This window comes from Nocardiopsis xinjiangensis YIM 90004 (assembly GCF_000341145.1).
GTDB classification, from domain to species: domain Bacteria; phylum Actinomycetota; class Actinomycetes; order Streptosporangiales; family Streptosporangiaceae; genus Nocardiopsis; species Nocardiopsis xinjiangensis.
Genome location: NZ_ANBE01000027.1, coordinates 41,027 through 61,482 on the forward strand (window position 1 = coordinate 41,027; position 20,456 = coordinate 61,482).

The 20,456-nt window shown below is 70.4% G+C and carries 12 protein-coding genes; all 12 read right to left on the reverse strand.

Going from position 1 to position 20,456, the window contains the following annotated elements; translation table 11 throughout:
• Positions 1–24: 24 nt before the first annotated feature.
• Positions 25–8,007, reverse strand: coding sequence for a type I polyketide synthase (locus tag D473_RS0113720; protein ID WP_017609638.1), 7,983 nt, complete (start codon positions 8,005–8,007; stop codon positions 25–27).
• A gap of 419 nt (positions 8,008–8,426) precedes the next feature.
• On the reverse strand, positions 8,427–9,683 hold the full coding sequence (locus tag D473_RS0113725) for a styrene monooxygenase/indole monooxygenase family protein (protein WP_017609639.1): 1,257 nt from the start codon (positions 9,681–9,683) through the stop codon (positions 8,427–8,429).
• 56 nt (positions 9,684–9,739) lie between these two features.
• On the reverse strand, positions 9,740–10,297 hold the full coding sequence (locus D473_RS0113730) for a GTP-binding protein (RefSeq protein WP_017609640.1): 558 nt from the start codon (positions 10,295–10,297) through the stop codon (positions 9,740–9,742).
• A 22-nt stretch (positions 10,298–10,319) separates the two neighbouring features.
• Complete coding sequence (locus D473_RS0113735) at positions 10,320–10,679, reverse strand: DUF742 domain-containing protein (RefSeq protein ID WP_083904564.1); 360 nt, start codon at positions 10,677–10,679, stop codon at positions 10,320–10,322.
• A 45-nt stretch (positions 10,680–10,724) separates the two neighbouring features.
• Positions 10,725–11,150, reverse strand: a complete 426-nt coding sequence (locus D473_RS0113740) for a roadblock/LC7 domain-containing protein (protein WP_017609641.1) — start codon at positions 11,148–11,150, stop codon at positions 10,725–10,727.
• A 91-nt stretch (positions 11,151–11,241) separates the two neighbouring features.
• On the reverse strand, positions 11,242–13,176 hold the full coding sequence (locus tag D473_RS0113745) for a sensor histidine kinase (RefSeq protein WP_241474793.1): 1,935 nt from the start codon (positions 13,174–13,176) through the stop codon (positions 11,242–11,244).
• 936 nt (positions 13,177–14,112) lie between these two features.
• Positions 14,113–15,924, reverse strand: coding sequence for an ABC transporter substrate-binding protein (locus tag D473_RS0113750; protein WP_017609642.1), 1,812 nt, complete (start codon positions 15,922–15,924; stop codon positions 14,113–14,115).
• Positions 15,921–16,118 (reverse strand): hypothetical protein, encoded by a 198-nt coding sequence (locus tag D473_RS0113755; RefSeq protein ID WP_017609643.1) that lies wholly within the window; start codon positions 16,116–16,118, stop codon positions 15,921–15,923. Before D473_RS0113755 ends, D473_RS0113750 begins: the two co-directional genes overlap by 4 nt.
• Complete coding sequence (locus D473_RS0113760; protein ID WP_017609644.1) at positions 16,115–17,179, reverse strand: ABC transporter ATP-binding protein; 1,065 nt, start codon at positions 17,177–17,179, stop codon at positions 16,115–16,117. Before D473_RS0113760 ends, D473_RS0113755 begins: the two co-directional genes overlap by 4 nt.
• Entirely contained in the window at positions 17,172–18,248 is a 1,077-nt protein-coding gene (locus D473_RS0113765; RefSeq protein ID WP_017609645.1) for an ABC transporter ATP-binding protein, read from the reverse strand. Before D473_RS0113765 ends, D473_RS0113760 begins: the two co-directional genes overlap by 8 nt.
• Positions 18,245–19,123 carry an ABC transporter permease gene (locus tag D473_RS0113770; protein WP_017609646.1) on the reverse strand — a complete coding sequence of 293 codons (879 nt, stop codon included), beginning with the start codon at positions 19,121–19,123 and terminating at the stop codon, positions 18,245–18,247. Before D473_RS0113770 ends, D473_RS0113765 begins: the two co-directional genes overlap by 4 nt.
• 11 nt (positions 19,124–19,134) lie before the next feature.
• Positions 19,135–20,232 carry an ABC transporter permease gene (locus tag D473_RS0113775; RefSeq protein WP_017609647.1) on the reverse strand — a complete coding sequence of 366 codons (1,098 nt, stop codon included), beginning with the start codon at positions 20,230–20,232 and terminating at the stop codon, positions 19,135–19,137.
• Between the last annotated feature and the right edge of the window lie 224 nt (positions 20,233–20,456).

Below are 20,456 nucleotides of genomic sequence, written 5' to 3' on the forward strand. Positions count from 1 at the left end.
GCACCGCCCGCGCGGGGCGGTGGTTCACCAGCCGTCGTCACCGGCCCCTTCGCCGGGCGCGGTGCTCTGCCCCTGCAGCGCGAGGCTGACCAGGTCGTCCACCTCCATGTCGTCGATCCCGTCGGTGTCGGCCCCTCCCGCGGGCGCAGGTGCGGCTGCGGGGGCCTGCTCGGTGGTCCCGGGGGCCTCGGTGGCCGGCGGGAAGAGGAGCTCGTCCAACAGCAGTCCGAGTTCACGCGGTGTGGGGTGGTCGAACACGGCGGTGGCGGGCAGCCGGGTCCCGACGGCCGTGCCGAGCCGGTTGCGCAGTTCCACACCGGTCAGGGAGTCGAAGCCGAGCTCCTTGAAGGGCCGTTCGGCCGGGACCCGGGCCTCACCGGAGTCCGGGTCGTGGCCCAGGACGAGGGCGGCCTGTGTGCGCACCTCGGTGAGCAGGCGGCGGCGCCGTTCGTCCACACCGAGCGGTCGGAGGGACTCCGCGGACAGGCGCGGTCCCCCGCCCTGGCCTTCGGCCCCGGCAGGCCCCGGCGCGCCCTCGGGGCGGTCGAGTTCGCGCAGCAACGGGAGGTCGGGCCCGTCCACGAGGTCGAGCAGCACCGGAACCAGGACCGGGGTGTCGGAAGCCAGCGCCGCGTCGAACAGGGCCAGGGCCTTGTCGGTGGGCATGGGCAGCAGGCCGCCCCGGCCCAGTACGTCCAGGTCCTCGGCGCCCAGGTGGGCGGTCATCCCGCCGGTCTCCTCCCACAGCCCCCAGGCCAGGGACGTGGCGGGCAGCCCCTGTTCGTGGCGGTGCTGGGCGAGCACGTCGCAGAAGACGTTCGCGGCGGCGTAGTTGGCCTGCCCGGGGTTGCCGAGCGTGCCCACCGCGGAGGAGAAGAGCACGAACGCCCCGGGCCGGTGGGCGAGGGTGAGCTCGTGCAGGTTCCAGGCCGCGTCGACCTTGGGGCGCAGGACCTTCTCCATCCGCTCGGTGTCCAGGCCGAGCACCGTGGCGTCGTCGAGCACGCCGGCGGTGTGCACGACCGCGGCCAAGGGCTGCGCCAGGGACTCGAGCAGACCGGCCAGGGCCTGGCGGTCGGCGGCATCGCAGGCGCGCACGTCCACCTGTGCGCCCAGCGCCCGCAGTTCCTCGGTACGCGCGTCCTGGCCGGGGGTCTCGGCGCCCTTGCGGCTGACCAGGGTCAAGTGGCGCACTCCGTACGCAGTCACCAGGTGCCTCGCCAGGATGTGCCCGAGAGTGCCGGTCCCACCCGTGACCAGGACGGTGCCCTCCTCGGGGAACAGCGTGGGAAGCGTGAGCACGGTTTTCGCGCTGCCCTCGGTCTCCTCGGGTCCCCGTACGTCGTCAGCGGTGTGCACGGTCGTCTCCGAATGGCGGAAAGAGCCGGAAGCGAAGAGCTCGAGAATTCTGTCGAGGAGCTCCCCGAATCGTCCTGGCTCGATGTCGGAGGAGGTGAAAGCTCGGTACTCGCGCCCCGGGTAGTGAGCTGCGGCCCAGTCCTCGTCGCGCACATCCGTTCCGGTCTCCACGAAGCGTCCGCCGGGGCCGTCACCGTCCGCGGGTGAGCGGAGCAGATCCAGGGAGGCGTCAACAACCTCGCCCGTGAGGGAGTTGAGGACCACGTCCACACCGCGGCCGTCATTGGCGTGGCGGATCCGTTCGACGAAGGAGAGGTCGTCCGACGGGGCGAGACGGGACTCGGTCAGGCCCAGACGCGTCAACCCGGCCCAGTGTTCGCGGTCCGCAGTCCCGAAGACCTTGGCCCCCAGGTGGCGGGCCAGCTGCACGGCGGCGTGTCCGATCACGCCATCGGCTGCGTGCACCAACACGCTTTCCCCGGGGCGGATCGCAGCAAGATCCACCAGTGCGTAGTACGCCGTGACGTGGGCCAGAGGGACAGCAGCCGCCTCTTCCCAGGTCCATCCCTCGGGCACGACAGCCAGTCGGCGATGGTCGGCTGCGGCCGTCGATCCGAAGATGCCGTCCAGCACCCCCATCACGCGGTCGCCGGGGGCGAGGTCGTCCACCCCCGATCCGGTCTCGACGACCGAACCCGCGCCTTCGAACGCCGTGGCTCCTTCCTTCCCACCCGCTCCGAGCGCGGCCACGGATGCGCCCTCTGCGAAGCCGACCGCTCGGACGGTGACACGCACGTCGCCATCCTCGAGAGGCCCGGTGGGCGCGGAGGACGCCGCCGGACCTGCCTGTGCTCCTACGCTCTGGGGCTCCTCGGCGACCAGGCGCGGGACCATGGCCGCACCCTGGCGCAGGGCCACCTCGGGTTCGCCGAGCCCGACGGCAGCGGTGAGCAGGCGGTGCGACTCCTCGGAGCCGTCGGAGTCGACCAGGACCAGGCGCCCGGGATGCTCGCGCTGAGCGGTGCGCAGCAGGCCCCACAGCGGGGCGGCGGCCAGACCGGTGATCTCGTCGTCGGGCCCGGTGGAGACGGCGTGCCAGGTCACCAGGACCAGGCGTGCGTGTTCGTTGCGTTCGTCCGACAGCCAGGCACGGACGGTCTCCAGGGCCCATTGCAGCCCCTGGCGCACCGCGGTGGGCGGCGCGTCGTCCTCGACGTAGACGGCGTGCGCGGGCGGTTCGGCGAAGACCACGTCGGGGACCGGGGTGCCCTCGGTCAGCGAGTCCAGGCTCGCCAGGCCCTTGGGCAGGTGGGAATCGGGCATGGGGACCCGCACCGGACGCCATTCCTGCCGGTACAGACCGGGTTCCTCACGGCCGTCGTCGGGCAGGGCCTCGGCGGCCAGGGGACGCAGGGACAGGTCGCTCACCGAAAGCACGGGGCGCCCGCCGGTGTCCCAGGCCCGGACCAGGTAGCGGCCCCCGCCCAGGGGGCGGGCCAGCACGCGCAGCCGGTCGGGCGGGGTGTCGGTGTGGGTGTGGGTGCGCACCCCGTCCCAGCTGAAGGGCACGAGCAGGTCGCGGTCGTCCTCGGCCCCGTACATGATCGGGGCGTGCAGGGCCGCGTCGAGCAGGGCAGGGTGGGGACCGTGGAAGGGGACGCTGCCACCGCCGTCGGGCAGGGTGAGCTCGGCCCACAGGTCCTGCCCGCGGCGCCAGAGACCTTCCAACCCGCGGAAGACGGGGCCGTACTGGTAGCCGCGGCGGGCCAGCGCGGGGTAGGCACCCCGGGCGTCCAGCTCCTCGGCGCCGGTCGGCGGCCACTCGGTGAGGGGCCCTTCCACGGCATCGGCGGTGTCGGGGGCCGGGGCCAGGACACCGCCGGCGTTGCGGGTCCAGGTGCTCTCACCGGGCCCGCGTGAGTGCAGCACGACCTCGCGGCGCCCCTCGGGCCCGGGCACGCCCACACCGACCTGTACCGACACCGGCGCGGACCGGGACAGGGCGAGCGGGACCTCCAGCGTCAGCTCGGCCACGACCGGGGCGCCCACACGCGCGCCCGCGTGGGCGACCAGCTCCACGAACGCGGTGCCCGGGACCACGGTGCGGCCCCACAGGCGGTGGTCGCGCAGCCAAGGGTGGTCGGCGCTGCTCAGGGAACCGGCGAAGACCGTCTCACCGGAGACCAGTTCCAGCCCCGGGCCGAGGATCGGCTCGGGGTCGGGTCCGGGCTCGGCCGGTACCGGAACGATCCAGTGGCGGGAACGCTCGAAGGGGTCGTCGGGCACGATGACGGGCGTGCCCTCCTCGGCCACGCCCTCCAGCAGCAGGTGGGCGTTGGTGCCGCTGATACCGAAGGAGGAGACCGCGGCGCGGCGCGGGCGCCCGGTGTCGGGCCACTCCTCGTTCTCGGTGAGCAGGCGCACGCCGCTGTCGGACCAGTCGACCTCGCCGGTGGGTTCGTCCACGTGCAGGGTGCGCGGCAGGCGGCCGAACCGCAGGGCCTGCACCATCTTGATGACCCCGGCGACACCGGCGGTGGCCTGGGTGTGGCCGATGTTGGACTTGAGCGAACCCAGCCGCAGATCGGGCAGGCCCGAATCGCCCCGGCCGGCGCCGTAGACCGACATCAGCGCGCGGGCCTCGATCGGGTCGCCCAGTCGGGTGCCTGTGCCGTGCGCCTCGACGGCGTCGATGTCGTGGGGCTCCAGCCCGGACGAGGCCAGCGAGGAGAGGATGACCCGCTCCTGGGCCTCGCGGTTGGGGGCGGTGAGTCCGTTGGAGGCCCCGTCGGAGTTGACGGCGCTGCCGCGCAGCAGGGCCAGGACCGGGCGTCCGGCCCGGCGGGCCTGGGAGGCGCGCTCGAGCATGAGCATGCCTGCGCCCTCGGCCCATGCGGTGCCGTCCGCGCCCGCGCCGAAGGCACGGCAGCGGCCGTCCGGGGAGAGCCCCCGCTGGGCGGAGAACTCCAGGAACATGCCGGGGGTGGCCATGACGGTGGCGCCGCCGGCCAGCGCCATCGCGCACTCGCCCCGGCGGATCGCGGCGGCGGCCTGGTGCAGGGCCACCAGGGAGGCCGAGCAGGCGGTGTCGATGGTCAGGGCGGGCCCGCGCAGACCCAGCACGTAGGCGATACGCCCGGAGGCCACGCTCAGGGTGCTTCCGGTGAGCCGGTACCCGCCGTCGGTACCGGCGCCGGGGTCGGCCAGGCGCGGCCCGTACTCGGTGGGCATGGCGCCGACGAACACCCCGACCTGCTGCCCGCGCAGTTCGTCGGTGCTCAGACCGGCGCGCCGCACCGCTTCCCAGGAGGTCTCCAGCAGCAGGCGCTGCTGGGGATCCATGGCATCGGCCTCGCGGGGGCTGATGCCGAAGAAGGCGGCGTCGAACTGGTCGGCGTCGTGCAGGAAACCGCCGCGCCGGGTGTAGGTGTGTCCGGCCTTGCCCTGTTCGGGGTCGAAGAGGCGGTCCAGGTCCCAGCCGCGGTTGTCGGGGAACTCCCCGGTGGCGTCGCCGCCGGAGTCGACCAGCGACCACAGCGCCTCGGGTGAACGCACCCCGCCGGGCAGGCGGCAGGCCATGGCGGTGATGGCGACCGGGTCCTCCTCCGGGGCGGTGCGGGCCACGGGCGCGGATGCCGGCAGCGTGGCCGGGGCGGTGCGGGCCGGGGCGGTGGGCGCGGCCAGACCGGCGGCGCCCTCACCGAGCTGCTCGGTGAGGAAGGCGGCGAGCTCGCTCGGTGTGGGCAGGTCGAACAGGTCGGTGTCCTCGAGCCGGTACCCGGTCTCGTCCTCGATCAGGTCGGCCAGCTCCATGAGCATGATCGAGTCGAAACCCAGGTCGCGGAAGGCCCGGCTGTCGTCGGCCTCGGTGAGGGCCTCCACCTCGAGGGTCCGTGCGCCGAGGGAGCGCACCAGCCCGAGGGCGTCCACGGTGGCCGTGCCCGCGCCGGCGGACGGCTGCGGCGCCTCGGCCCGCGGCGCGGGTGCGGCGGCCGGGGCGGCAGGGCTCTTCTCGGGCCAGTACCGGGCGCGCTGGAACGGGTAGGTGGGCAGGTCGACCCGGCGCGCCCCGGCGCCTCGCAGGAGGGTGCCCCAGTCCACGTCCAGGCCGGAGGTGTGCGCCTCGGCGGCGGCGGTGAGGAGCCGGCCCTGGTCGCCCTGGCCGCGGCGCAGGGTGGCCATGACGGCACCCTCGACCCCGGCCTCCTCCAGGGTGTGGCGGATCCCGTGGTAGAGCACCGGATGCGGTCCGACCTCGATGAAGGCGGTGTGCCCGGCCTCGACCGCAGCAGAGACGGCCTGGGCGAAGCGTACGGTCCCGCGCAGGCTCAGGTACCAGTAACGGCCGTCCATGGCGGGGCCCTCGCCCCCCAGCGGCTCGCCGGTGAGGGTGGACAGCAGCGGCACCCGGCCCGGCTGCGGGTCCAGTCCCTGCAGGCGCTCGAGCAGGCCGTCGCGGATGCGGTCGACGTGCCCGGAGTGGGAGGCGTAGTCCACGTCCACCAGGGCGCCGTGCAGTCCGTTGTCGACACAGTGGCCCACGGCGCGGCGCACCGCCTCGGGGCTGCCGGAGACGATGACCGACTCGGGCCCGTTGACGGCGGCCAGGTACAGGTCGTCGACGCGGGAGACGAGCTCCTCGGCGCGTCGGCGCGACATCCCCAGCGAGGCCATCCCGCCGGTGCCTGCGAGCTCGGTCAGGGCCTGGCTGCGCTGGGCCGCCACCCGGGCGGCCTCGTCCAGGCTCAGTACACCGGCCACGCAGGCAGCGGCGATCTCACCCTGGGAGTGCCCGATCACGGCGGCAGGACGCACCCCCATGGTCTCCCACACCCGGGCCAGGGAGACCATGACGGACCACAGCACGGGCTGGACGACGTCCACGGGCGCGTCGGGGCCGGTGCAGGCGGGGCTGTCGGCCTCCCCGCGCAGCACACGCACCAAGGACCAGTCGACGTAGGGGGCCAGGGCGCGTTCGCACTCGCGCAGGCGCGCGGTGAAGACCTGCGACAGGGGGCCGCGGGAGTCGATCAGCTCGCGGGCCATGCCCTCCCACTGGCCGCCCTGGCCGGGGAAGACCATGACGGGGCCGGCCTCGTGGACCTGGGCCGGTCCGCTGGGACGCACGGAGTCGAGCTCGCGGGTGCCGCTCTCGCCCGGGGCGAGGATGACCGCGCGGTGCTCCATCGTCGAGCGGGTGGTCGCCAGCGAGTAGCCGACGTCCTCGGCCCGCAGACCCGACCGCTGGGAGACGTAGGAGTGCAGGACCGAGGCCTGGGCGCGCAGGGCCGCCTCGGAACGGGCCGAGAGCACCCACGGGACCGGGTCCAGGGCGTTCTCCCCCAGGCCGGGTCCGGCCTGCTCGGGTGATTGCGGCGGGGGCGGGCCCAGCACGAGGTGGCAGTTGGTGCCGCCCATGCCGAAGGAGGACACCCCGGCCAGGGGGCGCTCGGTCGGCCAGGCCTCGCGTTCCACCTGCGGGTGCAGGCGCAGGTCCTCCAGGTCGATGTCGGGGTTGGGCTCGGCGAAGTTGCGGGTGGGCGGCAGCTGGCCGTGCGAGAGGCTCAGCACGACCTTGAGCAGGCCCACGATCCCGGCGGCGCCCTCCAGGTGGCCGATGTTGGTCTTGACCGAACCGACCCGCAGCGCCTCCTCCCGGGCGGGCGAGAAGACCTCGCCGAGCGCGCAGGCCTCGACCGGGTCGCCGGCGGGGGTACCGGTGCCGTGCAGCTCGACGTAGCCGACCTGCTCGGGTTCGACGGCGGAGCGCCGGTGGGCTGCCCGTACGACCCCGGTCTGGCCCTCGGTGTCGGGGCGGGCGAGGTAGGAGGTCTGCCCGGAGTTGTTGACCGCTCCTCCGCGCAGGACGGCGTGCACCCGGTCCCCGTCGGCGAGGGCGCGCTCGAGGGGTTTGAGGACGACCACGGCGCCGCCCTCGCCGCGTACATAACCGTTGGCGCGGGAGTCGAAGGTGTAGCAGTGGGCGTCGGGAGACAGGCCGCCGAAGAGCTCGACGTTCTCGGTGCCCTCAGGGGTGAGGATGAGGTTGACCCCGCCGGCCAGGGCCTGGTCGCACTCACCGCGACGCAGGCTCTCCATGGCCATGTGCACGCTCACCAGCGAGGAGGACTGGCCGCTGTCGACGGTGAAGCTGGGTCCGCCGAGACCGAAGGTGTAGGAGACCCGGTTGGCGATCATGCCGCGCTGGGTGCCGGTGTGGGTGTGGTGGGTGGCCGACCCGGCCAGCAGGCGCTCGTACTCGGAGGAGACCGCGCCGGTGAACACGCCGGTGTTCGTGCCGCGCAGGGTCTCGGGGGCGGTGCGGGCGTTCTCCACCGCTTCCCAGCTCAGCTCCAGCATGAGCCGCTGCTGCGGGTCCATGGCCAGGGCCTCGCGCGGGGAGATACCGAAGAAGGCGGCGTCGAAGTCCTCCACCCTGTCGAGGTAACCGCCCCAGCGCGGGCCGCGTTCGGGGGAAGGCTCACCCAGCCGCTCGGGGGGCGGCGCGATCGATTCGCGCCCCTCGCAGAGCAGGCGCCAGAACGCATCGGGGGTGGAGACCCCGGGCAGGCGGCAGGAGATGCCCACCACGGCGACGGGGGCGTCGGCCCCTGCCTGGGCACCGGGAGTGTGCTCGGCGTTGGTCACGGCCGTCCTCCGCTCACGCGCGTGCAGATGCACGTGTGGAGCCCGGGGAAGGGACGACGGCAACCGTGCCCTTCCGTGCTGCGGAAGAGATCGACCGAACACGGTGTGGGGCCGCTGAGTGGTGGCGCTGGGTGAGAGTACACGACAAACCCTCCGAAGCGTTGGGCGGCCGGCGGGTGACCGATCTTCATTTCAGGGGAAACCACGACAAATACAACACTGAGCTCATGCGTCACAATGTTACTCGAAGGGGCATCAATCGAAGGATTGTAGCCGTCCACTCACCTGTGTGACAACGGAAAGAGAGGTTTCGGTTCCCCTCCAGCGCTGTTACCTGTGGCGACGAAACCAAATGTTCACGTGTAACACGACAAGCCCGGTGCCCCAGGGGCACCGGGCGCCGTACGGGCCGACTCGAATCAGTCGCCGTACCGTGCCTTCACTTCAGCAAGGTACTTCTGGGCCTCATCGGGGTCGAAGAGCCAGTTCTTGTAGTCGGTCGGGTCGTCCCAGCCTTGGATCCAGCGGTCGGCGATCTCCCGGTACTGCGTTGCCGCCATCATCACATTGGTGATGAAGTCAGGGGTTTGCCCCTCCCACATCGTGGAGACGAATTCCGCCCACTGTTGGTTGTGGTGACCGAATTCCCAGAAACGGTCGAACGTATTGACCAGGAAGGTCTCGTCGAACGGGCCATCACCGTGCTCACGGATGCTCTCCAAGTAGGACTCGGCACACCGCGTCGAGTTGTTCCAGGACTGCGCCACGAAGGGGTCCATGGTGACCACGACGTCGGCCATGCCCAGGACCAGCCCGCCCGAGGGCAGACGCCCCACGGGGTTGCGCACCTGGGGGTTCAGATCATCGACCCGGGTGCTGGGCCCGTCCACCAGAACGGCGTCCTTGACCCGCTCGAAGAACTGCGGAAGATGTTTGCGCAGCAGGTCCTTCATGCGACGCAACTGTTCCTCGGGGCCGGGACGGTCGGGCCAGGCATCCATCGGCCCGCCCTTCTTGTCCACCATGAGCAGGTTGTGGGCCGGCCCTTCCTGCGTGAGGACAGGGAACGTGAGGATGTTGCCCGCACCGTGTGTCGCCGCGACCCACCCGATGTTCTCCGATTCCCCCGGATCCGGCCACAAGTCGTACACGTAGGCCTGGGCGAGCGCACGCGGGCGCGTACCGCTGAAACGGCTGGTGTCGTGGTCGAAGAGCTGCCCGAGCTCGCCGTGCCCGACCGCAACGATGACCAGGTCGAACATCCTGGAGAAGTAGTCGAGGTCGGTGACGGTGACCCCGTGGATGACGACCTTGCCACCACGGTCCTCGAACGACTCCAGCCAGTCGGCCATCTTCACCCGGCGGTCCACCGAGACGACGTAGCCGTTGCCCGCGCTGGCGTTGCCCACCAGGCTCATCGGCTCGCCTCCCTGAGGAACCAAAAAGAGCTTCTGCTCGCGCACCTGAGGGGACAGCGCGCTCCAGAAGTCGAGGTCGAGGGCGCGCTCGTGCTCCAACGCGGTGGGATAGGTCCACTGGGAGATGGAAGGTTTGGCGGTCCGGATCTCCTGCGAGGACTGCCCAGTGATCACCGTGACGTCGTAGCCATGGCTCAGGAGCCCGTGGGCCAGATGCAGGCCGGCGTGGCCCGCGCCGACGATAAGGATCTTGCGCATGTGTCGCTTACTTTCCTGGAAACCTACGGGGTCAGGGGGAGCTCCGGTTCCGCCCGTCAGGCGACGGGTTCGCTCGTGCGGTTGTGCTCCAAGGCGTATCGGAGCAGGGTCTTGAGCACCTCGCCGCCGGAGAGGCGGTTGCGCGCGTCGAAGTCGATGATCGGCACCTCGGGACTGACCTCCAGAGCCTCCCTGACCTGATCGGACGTGTAATCGAGCTGGCCCTCGAACTTGTTGAGCGCCACGATGTAGGGGATGCGCTTGTTGGTCTCGAAGTAGTCGACCGCGTCGAAGGAGTCGGCGAGCCGGCGGCAGTCGACCACGACCACCGCTCCCACCGCCCCGCGGACGAGGTCGTCCCACATGAACCAGAACCGCGCCTGGCCGGGTGTACCGAACATGTACATGACCAGCTCGTCGTCGATCGTGATGCGACCGAAGTCCATCGCGACGGTGGTGGTCGTCTTGTCCGGGGTGACCGAGGTGTCGTCGTGCGGCACGCTGGCCTCGGTCATGATCGCTTCGGTCGTGACGGGCGGAATCTCCGACACCGAGCGCACCAAGGTCGTCTTGCCGGCGCCGAAGCCCCCGGCGATGACGATCTTGCTCGACATCTTCTTACGATTGGACCGCTTGTCACTGGAAAAGTCGTTCGAGACCACGAAGAGCCCTCTCCAGAACCTGGTTTTCGGACGGACTGCTGCCGGTGATGGTCGGGTGGATGTAGACCAGATCCTGCTCAGCCAGGTCACTGACCAGAACCTGTGTCACACCGAGGGGAACGTTCAGCTCGGCCGATACTTCGGCGAGCGACCTCGTTTCCCGGCACAGTTTGTAGATGTTGATCGACTCCGGCATGAGGGTGCCAGGAGGCTCCTGCCCAGGCTCGGACGTCGAAACCAGGGTCTGCACCATCAGCGGATGCCTTGACCGCGTACGCCCACCCGTGAAAGTGAAGGGCCGTACACGGTTACTCCTTCGCCTGCGGAAGCTCATAGCCGCGGCAACCTCATTCCTGCCAAGCCTCGCGGGCCACGGTCGTCAGTTCTGAATGACTTCGCGCAGCTGCGAGCGCAGCTGCGGAGTGAGCACGTGCGCGACGTTCTCCACGAGCTTGGCCATCTGGAAACCGACGATCTTCAACTCGGTCCCGGGGGCGGTGAGCACGGCCATGCAGGAGCCGTCACTGATCGCCATGATGAACAGGTGCCCGTGGTTGAAACGCACCAGCAGCTGCTCGCACTCACCCCGCTGGAAGAGTCCGGCCCCGCCCACCGCAAGGCTGTGCAGTCCACTGGCGATAGCGGCGAGCTGTTCGGCGTGCTCCTCGGGGAAGTCGCTGGAATGCGTCAGGACCAGCCCGTCGGAGGAGACGACGACGGCGTGCTCCACACCGCGTACGTCCCGGACGAACCGATCGATGATCCAGGAGAAGTTCTCAACGCTGTCGTTTACGGGTTCAGTCATCGGTGTGCTCTACCTGTCCTCGGCCGAGTGTCGTTCTCGATGGGGGTCGGGGTGTGCTCGCACACCCGGGATGCTTCGGCGGACCTGGTACTCACTCGCCGCCGCCTTCGAATTCCTCTCCGTCGCGGGCGGCACGCTCCCCGTCCAGGAAGTCGCCCAGCTCGTCGCGGATCTGCTCGGCCCGGGCCTCCCCGGTGAGCTTGGGAGGGGTGTCCTCCCTGGCGGAGGGCGGGGTGTCGGAAGCGTTTCCGGGGTGCGGCATCATCCGCAGCGGCGAACCGTGCGGGGTGGCGCTGCGCCGGGGCAGCCCTGCGGAAGTGACCGCCGAGGTTCCGCTCTCGGCCTGTTCGGCCCCTTCGGCGGGCTGCTGCGGGACCGGTCCCGTGGGTTTCATGGGCACCACCGGTGCGACCGGCGAGGAGGTGGAGGGAGCGCGCTCGGCACTCATGGTTCGAGGGGTGGCTACGCGCAGCAGGTCCTTCGGAATGATGGCGTAGGCGCTGACCCCGCGGTAGGAGCGGGGCTCCAGACGGGTCTCGAGTCCGTGCTTGTGGGCGATCCGGCTGGCCACGTACAGGCCCATGTGGCGCAGGACCTCGTCGTCCAGGACCGGTTCGCCGCTGAGGCGGTCGTTGAGGTCGGCGAGCTGGCGGTCGGGAATCCCCACGCCCTCGTCCTCGACGATGATCATGAGCCGGCCGTCGTCCATCTCTTGGGCGCTGATCGTGACCGGCGCGTGCTCCGGTGAGTTGGCGGTGGCGTTGTCCAGCAGTTCCGCGAGGAGGTGGCTGATGTCGTCGGCTGCCAGACCGGTGACCGAGGTCTGCGGCAGAGTGCCCAGGCGGACCCTGGGGTAGTCCTTGATCTCGGAGCTCGCGGCACGGGCGACGTCGAGCAGAGGGACGATCTCGTCGTGGGCGTCTGACTCGCCGCCGTCGTGACCGGTGAGCACCAGGAAGTTCTCCCCGTTGCGTCGCATACGGGTCGCGTAGTTGTCGATCAGGAAGAGCTTGTCGAGCAGGTCGGGGTCCTGGGCCTCGGTCTCCAGTCCCTCGATCATCTCCAGCAGGGCGTCCACCAGGGACAGGTCGCGCATGGCCAGGCCGGCCAGGGCCTCGTTGAGCAGGTCGGGGTCGGACCCGAAGCGCGGGGCAGGGGCCTGGTCCTCCTTCTGCTCGGGCCGGGTCCCGTCGTCGGACCGGGTGGCCGGCTGCTGCGCGGTCCCGGTGGGCTCCTCCGGGGCGGGGGCCCCGGTGGCGGCTTCCTCACCCGGCCCATCGTCGGCATCGCCCTCGGCGGGGTCGGCGGTGGTGAGCGTACGGTCGGTGCTGCCGTCGTCGCGCCGGTCGGACTCGGTGCGTTCGGGCACGAGCGTGGAGGCGACGGCGTCGGCGGTGATGACCTGCGGCTGCTGGCCGGGGGTGAAGACGATGATGTGCTGGACCGGCTGCCCGAAGGGGCCCGGGTACATCACCGGCTGGCTCGGTTGGAGGGAGCCCGGCTGCTGGTAGGGCACCGGCCAGGGGTTCTGCTGGGCCGGCATCGGCTGCGGCGGGTAGGGCTGCGGCGGGGCCGGGTGCTCTCCCCGCTGCGGGTATCCGTAACCCTGCGGGGGGTACCCGTAGCCCTGGTGCGGCGGGTAGGGCTGCGGCGGGGCCGGGTGCTCTCCCCGCTGCGGGTATCCGTAACCCTGCGGGGGGTACCCGTAGCCCTGGTGCGGCGGGTAGGGCTGCGGCGGGGCCGGGTACTCCTCCTGCTGCGGGTATCCGTAGCCCTGCGGCGGCGCCTGGGTCTGCGGGGGCTGGTGGCCGTGGCCCGCAGGCTGCCGGGCGTAGTAGTAGGGGTCGTGGGGCGGCTGAGGCGGCGCGGGGGGCTGCGGCGCGTACCCGTGCGGGGCCGGGTACTGCCCGGGATACGGGGGCGGCGGGGGCATGGGGCGGTGGTGCTCCTCGCCCCATCCCTGCGGCGGCTGCCCGTGGCGGTCGTTGGGCTCGGCGTTCTCTGACGAGAAGGGAGTATCGGTCATGGTGTCCGTCGTCGTGACAGGGGGCTGCGGGCTGCGCGGCTCGGACTCGTCGAGTCCGACCCCGCGCCAGGTACCGACCTGCGCGGTGCCGTCGTCGACATCGTCGACATCGGCGCGCGGGATCGTGTGGGAGTGGGGCGCACTCGCCGGGGCAGAGGGCCGGTGACCGTCCTCCGCGGAGCCGGAGCGGGGGGCCGTGGCGCCTTCGCCACTGGTCCCGGACGGGTGTCCGTCTGGATTCTGCGAGTGCCGATGCACGGGCTGATGCACGGGAAATCCTTGTTCGGTCTCCGGGGGTTCGTACGCTCTGACCATCCGCGAGATGGCCCGGCGCAGCCGTCCCTCTCGCCTGATTTCCTGTCCGCCCCCCGTCGACGCCGTCCGGGGCAGGAGGGGGTCGTCGCCGTCGTGCGGTGACTTCGCCTGTGCCACGATCTCGTCTCCTCGACTCGGGTGGGCGGGTCGGCGGGGGGCCCCCNTCGGTCCCCCGTCTCGACCGGGCGCCCCGCTCGCCGGGGGAACGCCGCGACGGGCCCGGGAGGTGCGTGCACGGAAGAAGCGGGTGCCGACCCGGCCGTGTGAGCCGGACATCAGACAAGTATCCATACCCCGCACAATTCCTGTACTTACACCGAGAACCGTCGTTCGGTTCGCCAGACTAACAAAGCCGGACCGCCTTGGCAGAGGAATCGGAGATCCCTCGGGAAGAGGTTCAGCGTTCCTGCCCTGACATGCGGGAACGCCTGTCACTGAGGCAGATCAGTACACTGACTTTAGAGTGATTTGTACGAGTATGCCCGTTTTGTTCCTGTGGTTACTTCTCGATTCTGAGCCTCCGGAACGGCAAAACAACCGTCCGGACGGAGGAGATTATGAACACAAGAAGACAGGGGCACCCGCCGGGATCACAGGCTGCCCCTGCCCGAAAATTCCACATCACTCCTGCACAGGACGGAGGTCCCCCTGGATGAGCTGCAGGATCACGTGGTTGTCCTGGTACTGCTCGTTCTGGTCGGCCGGGTGGTCCTCGGCGAAGGACTCCACCCGCACCCCTTCGACCGCGGGCGACAGATAGGTGTACCCCCAGATCGGCACGCGCGGCAGCAGCTCGTTGAAGACGATCATCATCGTCCTGAGCGCCTCGGTACGCTCCTCCTCCGTTCCACCCCGCTGCGCGGTCGCCACCAGCTCCTCCAGATCGACCTCTCCCCGTGAAGGACTCTCCACCTGCAGCTCGAAGGACTGTCCCGGGGCCTCACCGCCCGGGTCGTTCTCGGTCAGGAAGTTCATCTGGAAGGCACCCCAGTGATCGGGCTGCTCGGGGTTGCCCCAATGGCGCACCGCCACCTCGAAGTCACCCGCGCCCCAGATGCCCCACGGGTTGTCCTTGGGCACATTGCGGGCCGTGGTACTGATCCCGAAACCGTTCCAGGCCTCCTCGACCTGGGTCGCGGTGAGTTCGAAGTCGTTCCAGCCGGCCACCCCGATGACCTCGAACTCGGCCGCAGACCCGTCGGGCAGGAGCCAGGACCCGCCCTCCTTCGTCCAACCGGCCTCCTCCAACAGCTCCTCCGCCTTCTGCAGGTCCTGTCCGTAGGTCTCGAACTCCGCCAGCTCCTCGGCCGACATGATCTCTTCCGCCTGCCGGTCGACCAGGCCCGCGTAGTACTCGATGCGGTGATAACCCTCGCCCCGGGCCACCTGGCCGATCTGCTCGCCGTCCAGGACGTGGGCCAGGGCCTTGCGCACCCGCACGTCCTCGAGCTCGGGTTTGGCCGCGTAGTTGAACATCAGGCCCACGCCGTCGTACCCGGCGTGCTCGATCCAGGTGAACCCCTCCACCTCCTGGAAGGCCCGCTGGTCGGCGGCCGAAGGAGCCAGGGTCGAGTAGTCCACCTCGCCCTGCTGCACCAGCAGCGCGGACTGCCGGTTGTCGCCCTTGTGCACGACGACCTCGTCGAAGTTGACCTCAGTGCCCTGATAGCCGTCCTCGTTGCGCACCAAGGTGATACGCGCGTCCGACATCCGGGCCTCGTCGAACTTGTACGGCCCGCTGCAGACGATCCCCTCCGGGGCGAACTCGATGTACTCGGCGTTCCACTCGGTGTGCTCGTCGTCGCCCTGGCGCACCCCGTCCTGGACCAGGGCCAGGGCCCGCTCCCCCAGGTCGGCGTAGGTGCTCTTGGAGACGATACGGTGCTTGAGGATGCTGCGCTCGATGTTCTCGAAGGGATCATCGAAACCCAGACGCACGGTGAGGCCGTCGACCTTCTCGATCTCCTGCACCTGCGGGAACCCGAAACCCCACGGCGGGGCCTCCAGGATCCGCATGGCGTAGCTGTACATCATGTCGTCGGCGTCGAGCTCCTCCCCGTCGCTCCAACGCAGACCGGGTTCGAGAGCGACGAGCAGGTCGTCGCCGTCCCACTCGTGGCCCTCCAGGAGCAAGTGGTCCCATTCGTGGGAGGCCCAGTTGAACATCGCGCCCGTGCACAGGAAGAGGTCCTTGTACACGGAGTTGAGCAGCAGGGCGCCGTCCTCGGTGTGCACGTTGCGGGTCTGGGAGTCGAGGTCGAAGTCGAAGACCCCGTTGAACCGGGTCGGCCCGTCACCGGAGGCGTCACCGCCCGCGCACGAGGTCAGGAGCCCGGCACCGGCCGCACCGGCGGCACCGAACCCCACCGCGCGCAGCAGACGGCGCCGGCTCAGGTCGTGGAGGAACGCGTTCTGTCGGGGGGCGGAGGTCATTGGTGGCGCTTCCTTTCGAGGAGGAGGGCAAGCAGACCGAGGACGAGAACCAGCACGCCGATGCCGACGGTGAGGACACTGATCACGGACTCGGCCGTGCCGGGGGGATGGACGGCCGCCGTGAGCGCGCTGGTGACCACCAACAGCGCCCCGACGGCCAGACCGAAACGGCCGATGAGGAGCACACCGCTCACCCCGCCCCGTTCACGACGTGGCAGGCCAGGAGGCGAGGGCCCCGGGAACCGACCAGCGGGGGCCGCTCGGTGTCGCAGCGCCCCTGCTCGTACAGGGGGCAGCGGGGATGGAAGTCGCACCCGGGCGGCAGGTCGGTCGGGTCGGGGATGTCGGCGCCGCGCAGACGGACCCGTTCCTTGGTGCGTGCCAGGTCGGGGTCGGGTTCGCACACCGCCGATACCAGGGCCCGCGTGTAGGGGTGGCGGGGGTCGTTGACGATCTCGGGGGCAGGGCCCTGCTCGACGACCTTGCCCAGGTACATGACCGCGATCTCGCCGTCCCAGGCGAAGTACTTGGCCACAGCCAGGTCGTGGGTGATGAACAGGAACCCGACCCCGAGGTCGTCGCGCAGCGCCCCGAGGGTGTTGAGCAGGCTGACCCGGATGGACACGTCGAGCATCGAGGTGGACTCGTCGGCGATGATCACCTCCGGGTCCATGGCCAGGGCCCGGGCGACGGCCACGCGCTGGCGCTGGCCGCCCGACATCTGGTGCGGGTACTTGTCGAGGTGGTCCTCGGCGGGAACGAGGTCGACCCGCTCCAGCAGGGCGGTCGCGGCTCGGCGTGCCTGGTCGCCGTCCTTGACCAGGCCGTGGCGGCGCAGGCCCGCGGTGAGGGTGGACTGCACGGTGCGCACAGGGTTGAGGGAGGCGTAGGGGTCCTGGTGGATGTACTGGACCGAACGGCGGAAGCCGGCGCGCGCCCGTTTGTCGAGTCCGCGCAGGTCGGTGCCGTGGTAGAGCACCTCTCCCCCGGCGGGCTCGGCCAGGCCCGCGGCCATCCGTGCGGTGGTGGTCTTGCCGCAGCCGGACTCGCCCACCAGGCACAGGACCTGCCCGGGGCGCACGTCCAGGTCCACGCCGGCAACGGCGGGTACGTCGCCGCGCGGGGTGGAGAAGACCTGGCGGGCGCCGCGCAGGCTGAGCACGGGCGGGGCGGTTCCGGGATCGTCGCCCGCTGCGTCCGGGGCGGGATCGGTGGAGCGGCCGCCGGTCTCGGTCGGCGCGGCCGGATCAATCACGGGTGGCCCCCTCGGTGGAGAGTTCGGTGTCGTCGGAGCGCAGGCAGGCGGCGGCGTGGCTGAGCCCTTCGTCCCTGGCGTGCAGGAGCCGCAGTTCGGGGCGGGTGGTGGTGCACCCGTCGATCACCCGGGGACAGCGGGGCGCGAAGGAGCATCCCGGGGGCAGTGCGTCGATCCCGGGCGGGCCGCCGGTCAGGGGTTCGGGCACGGCCAGTTCGCCCACGACCGGTGGCACGGAGCTGATGAGCGCCGAGGTGTAGGGGTGGCGGGAGCGGTGGAAGATGTCCCTGGTGGTGCCGGTCTCGATGAGGCGCCCGGCGTACATGGTTCCGACACGGTCGGCGAGCTCGGCGGCCAGGCCGAGGTCGTGGGTGATGAAGACCATCGCGAACCGCAGGCGCTCACGCAGTTCGGTGAGCTGTTCGACGACGGAGCGCTGGGTGAGGACGTCGAGAGCGGTCGTGGGCTCGTCCAGGATCAGCAGTTGGGGGCGCAGCGCCAGGGCCAGGGCGATGAGGGCGCGCTGGCGCATGCCGCCGGAGAGTTCGTGGGGGTAACTGGGCAGCACCCGGGCCGGGTCCAGACGGACCATGGCCAGTAGTTCGGCGGAGCGCTCGAGGAGATCTCGGCGGCGGGTGCGGCTTTCGTGGGCTCGGAAGGTGTCGAGGAAGTGCTCCTCGATGCGCAGGACCGGGTTGAAGGCGTTCATGGCCCCTTGGAAGACCATGGCCGCCTCGTTCCATCGGAACCGGCGCAGGTCCTGCTCGGCCAGACCGCGCAGGTCGACCACGTCCCCGCTCTTGCGGCGGAAGAGGATGTTCCCGGCGGAGACCGTTCCGGTGCGGGGCAACAGGCGCAGGAGACCGAGGCCGAGGGTGGTCTTGCCGCAGCCGGACTCGCCGACCAGGGCCATGGACTGGCCCGGGTACAGGTCGAAGGTGGCCTCGTGGACCGCGGTGAGCTGCGTGCGGCGTCCGGTGCGGTATCCGACGTCGACGCCGCGCACGGACAGCAGGGGTCCGTCGGGGGAGGAAGGGTCGGCGGGGGCTGGGTGGGTCACGGGGCTCACCTGTCCCGGAGTCGGGGGTCGAGGGCCTGTTCCAGGGACCGGGTCATGGTGACCAGGCCGATCTGGAAGAGCATGATCATCACCATCGGTGCGACGAGGAAGGGCGCTGCCGAGGGCAGCAGGAAGGCGTTGTTGTCCCAGGCCTGCTGGATCATCAGGCCCCAGTTGTCGGCGGTGCTGGGCAGCAGCCCGAGCAGGTACATGCCGACGACGGCGTAGATCGCGTTGGTGATGGCGATGATGAAGTTGATGAAGATGTAGCCCGCCATGTTGGGCAGCACCTCGACGAAGAGGATGCGTGCGGTGCCCAGATCCTGCAGGCGGGCGGCCTCCACGAACTCGCGTTCTTTGAGGGTCAGTACCTGCGCGCGGATCGAGCGCATGAGGAAGGGCCAGGTCACGAGCCCGATGATGAAGGAGACCATCAGGGGCGAGGAGGTGCGGTAGAAGGACGCGACGACCAGCATCAGCACGATGAACGGGACGGTCATCGTGATGTCGGTGAGCTGGAGCAGGACGTGGTCGACCCGTCCGCGCACGTACCCGGCGATCCCGCCGAGGACGACGGCGATGGCGACGGTGATGAGGGCTGCGGCGACCCCCACCCAGATGGGTTCGCGTCCGCCCAGCACGAGCTGGACGAAGGTGTCCTTGCCCTCGTGGTTGGTGCCCAGCCAGTGCTCGGAGCTGATGGGGCCCCAGATGGCGGTGGTGTCGGTGGGGTTGTGCGGGTCGATGAAGTAGGGCCCCGCGAAGGCGAAGGCCAGGACGCTCAGGACCAGGCAGAGCCCGATGAGCCCGCTGGTGCTGCGGGTCACCCCCTGCCAGATGGTGCCCCACACGCCGGCGGCGGGGGCGGTGGTGGTGACGGCCATGCTGGTGCCCCTCAGGTGCGGATGCGCGGGTCGAGACGGCTGTAGAGCAGGTCCGCGACGAGGTTGGCGATCACCACACAGGAGGTGATGATGATCAGCAGCCCCTGAAGGAGCGGGTAGTCGCGGTAGTTGACGGCGTCCAGGAGCAACCCGCCCACGCCCTTGTAGACCAGGACCTGTTCGACGAAGATCGCGCCGCCCACGAGGGTTCCGAAGGAGATGGCGATCTGCGCGACCAGCGGGAGCACGGCGTTGCGGCCGACGTAGGAGAAGGCGATGCGGTGGTCGCGCAGCCCGCGGGCACGGGCGACGGTGACGTAGTCCTCGCCGAGCACCTCGGTGGTGGAGGCCTTCATGACGAGCATCCAGGTGCCGATGATGGCGAGCACGTAGGTGAAGATCGGCAGGGCGGCGTGGTAAAGGGCGTCGCCGAGGAACTCCGCGGTGAACCCGGGCTGCACGCCGGGGCTGAGGGTGCCGCGCAGTTCGATGGGGTCGAACCAGCCCAGGTACATGCCGCCGCCGATGACCAGCAGCATCGCGATGAGGTAGTTGGGGACCGCCCCGAGCACGGAGGCCAAGACGCTGAGGACGTGGTCGAGGACGCGGTTGCGCCAGTAGGCCATGACCATTCCCAGGGCCAGACCGATGGTGATGGCCAGGAGGGTGCCGACCCCGATGCTGAACATGGTCCAGGGCAGGTAGGCGGTGACGGCCTCGGCCACACTCTGTCCCGGCCGGTTGATGGTGTTGCCCATGTCGAGGGTGGCCAGGCCGGAGATGAACTCCCACCACTGGCTCCAGAGCGGGGCGTCGGGATCGTAGGCCAGGGAGTTGGCCGCGATCGCGCGTGCCTCGTCCATGGACATGCCGCCCTGGGTGAGGCGGCCGGCCATGACGTCGATGGGGTCGCCCGGCATGGCCCGGCCCAGGAAGAAGGTCACGTTGGCGACGACGAACACGACGACGAGGGCCTTGCGGACCTTCACGAACACGTAGTTCGACCAGATCCGGCGCAGCGGCGTGATGCCGGCCCCGTCGTCCCGTGCGGCCGTGGCGCCGCCCCCGGGGTCGGGCGACTGGGGGGTAGCCGCGATGTCGGTGGCCACGGGAGGGGTACTCCTTCGGCGGGGGGGTGAAGGGACATCTATTAGGAAACTTTCCTAATAAAGAGTCACAGTAACGGACCCTCCGAGTCGGCACCAGAGGTCGCGCCGGTTTTTGTTCGTTGCAAGAACATCGACCTGCGCAGGCCCTGACACGAAGAAACCCCCGGAGCAGCTTGGGTTCTAGTGGTCGTTGCAACACCCCACTTCTGAAGGGGTGCGGTGGA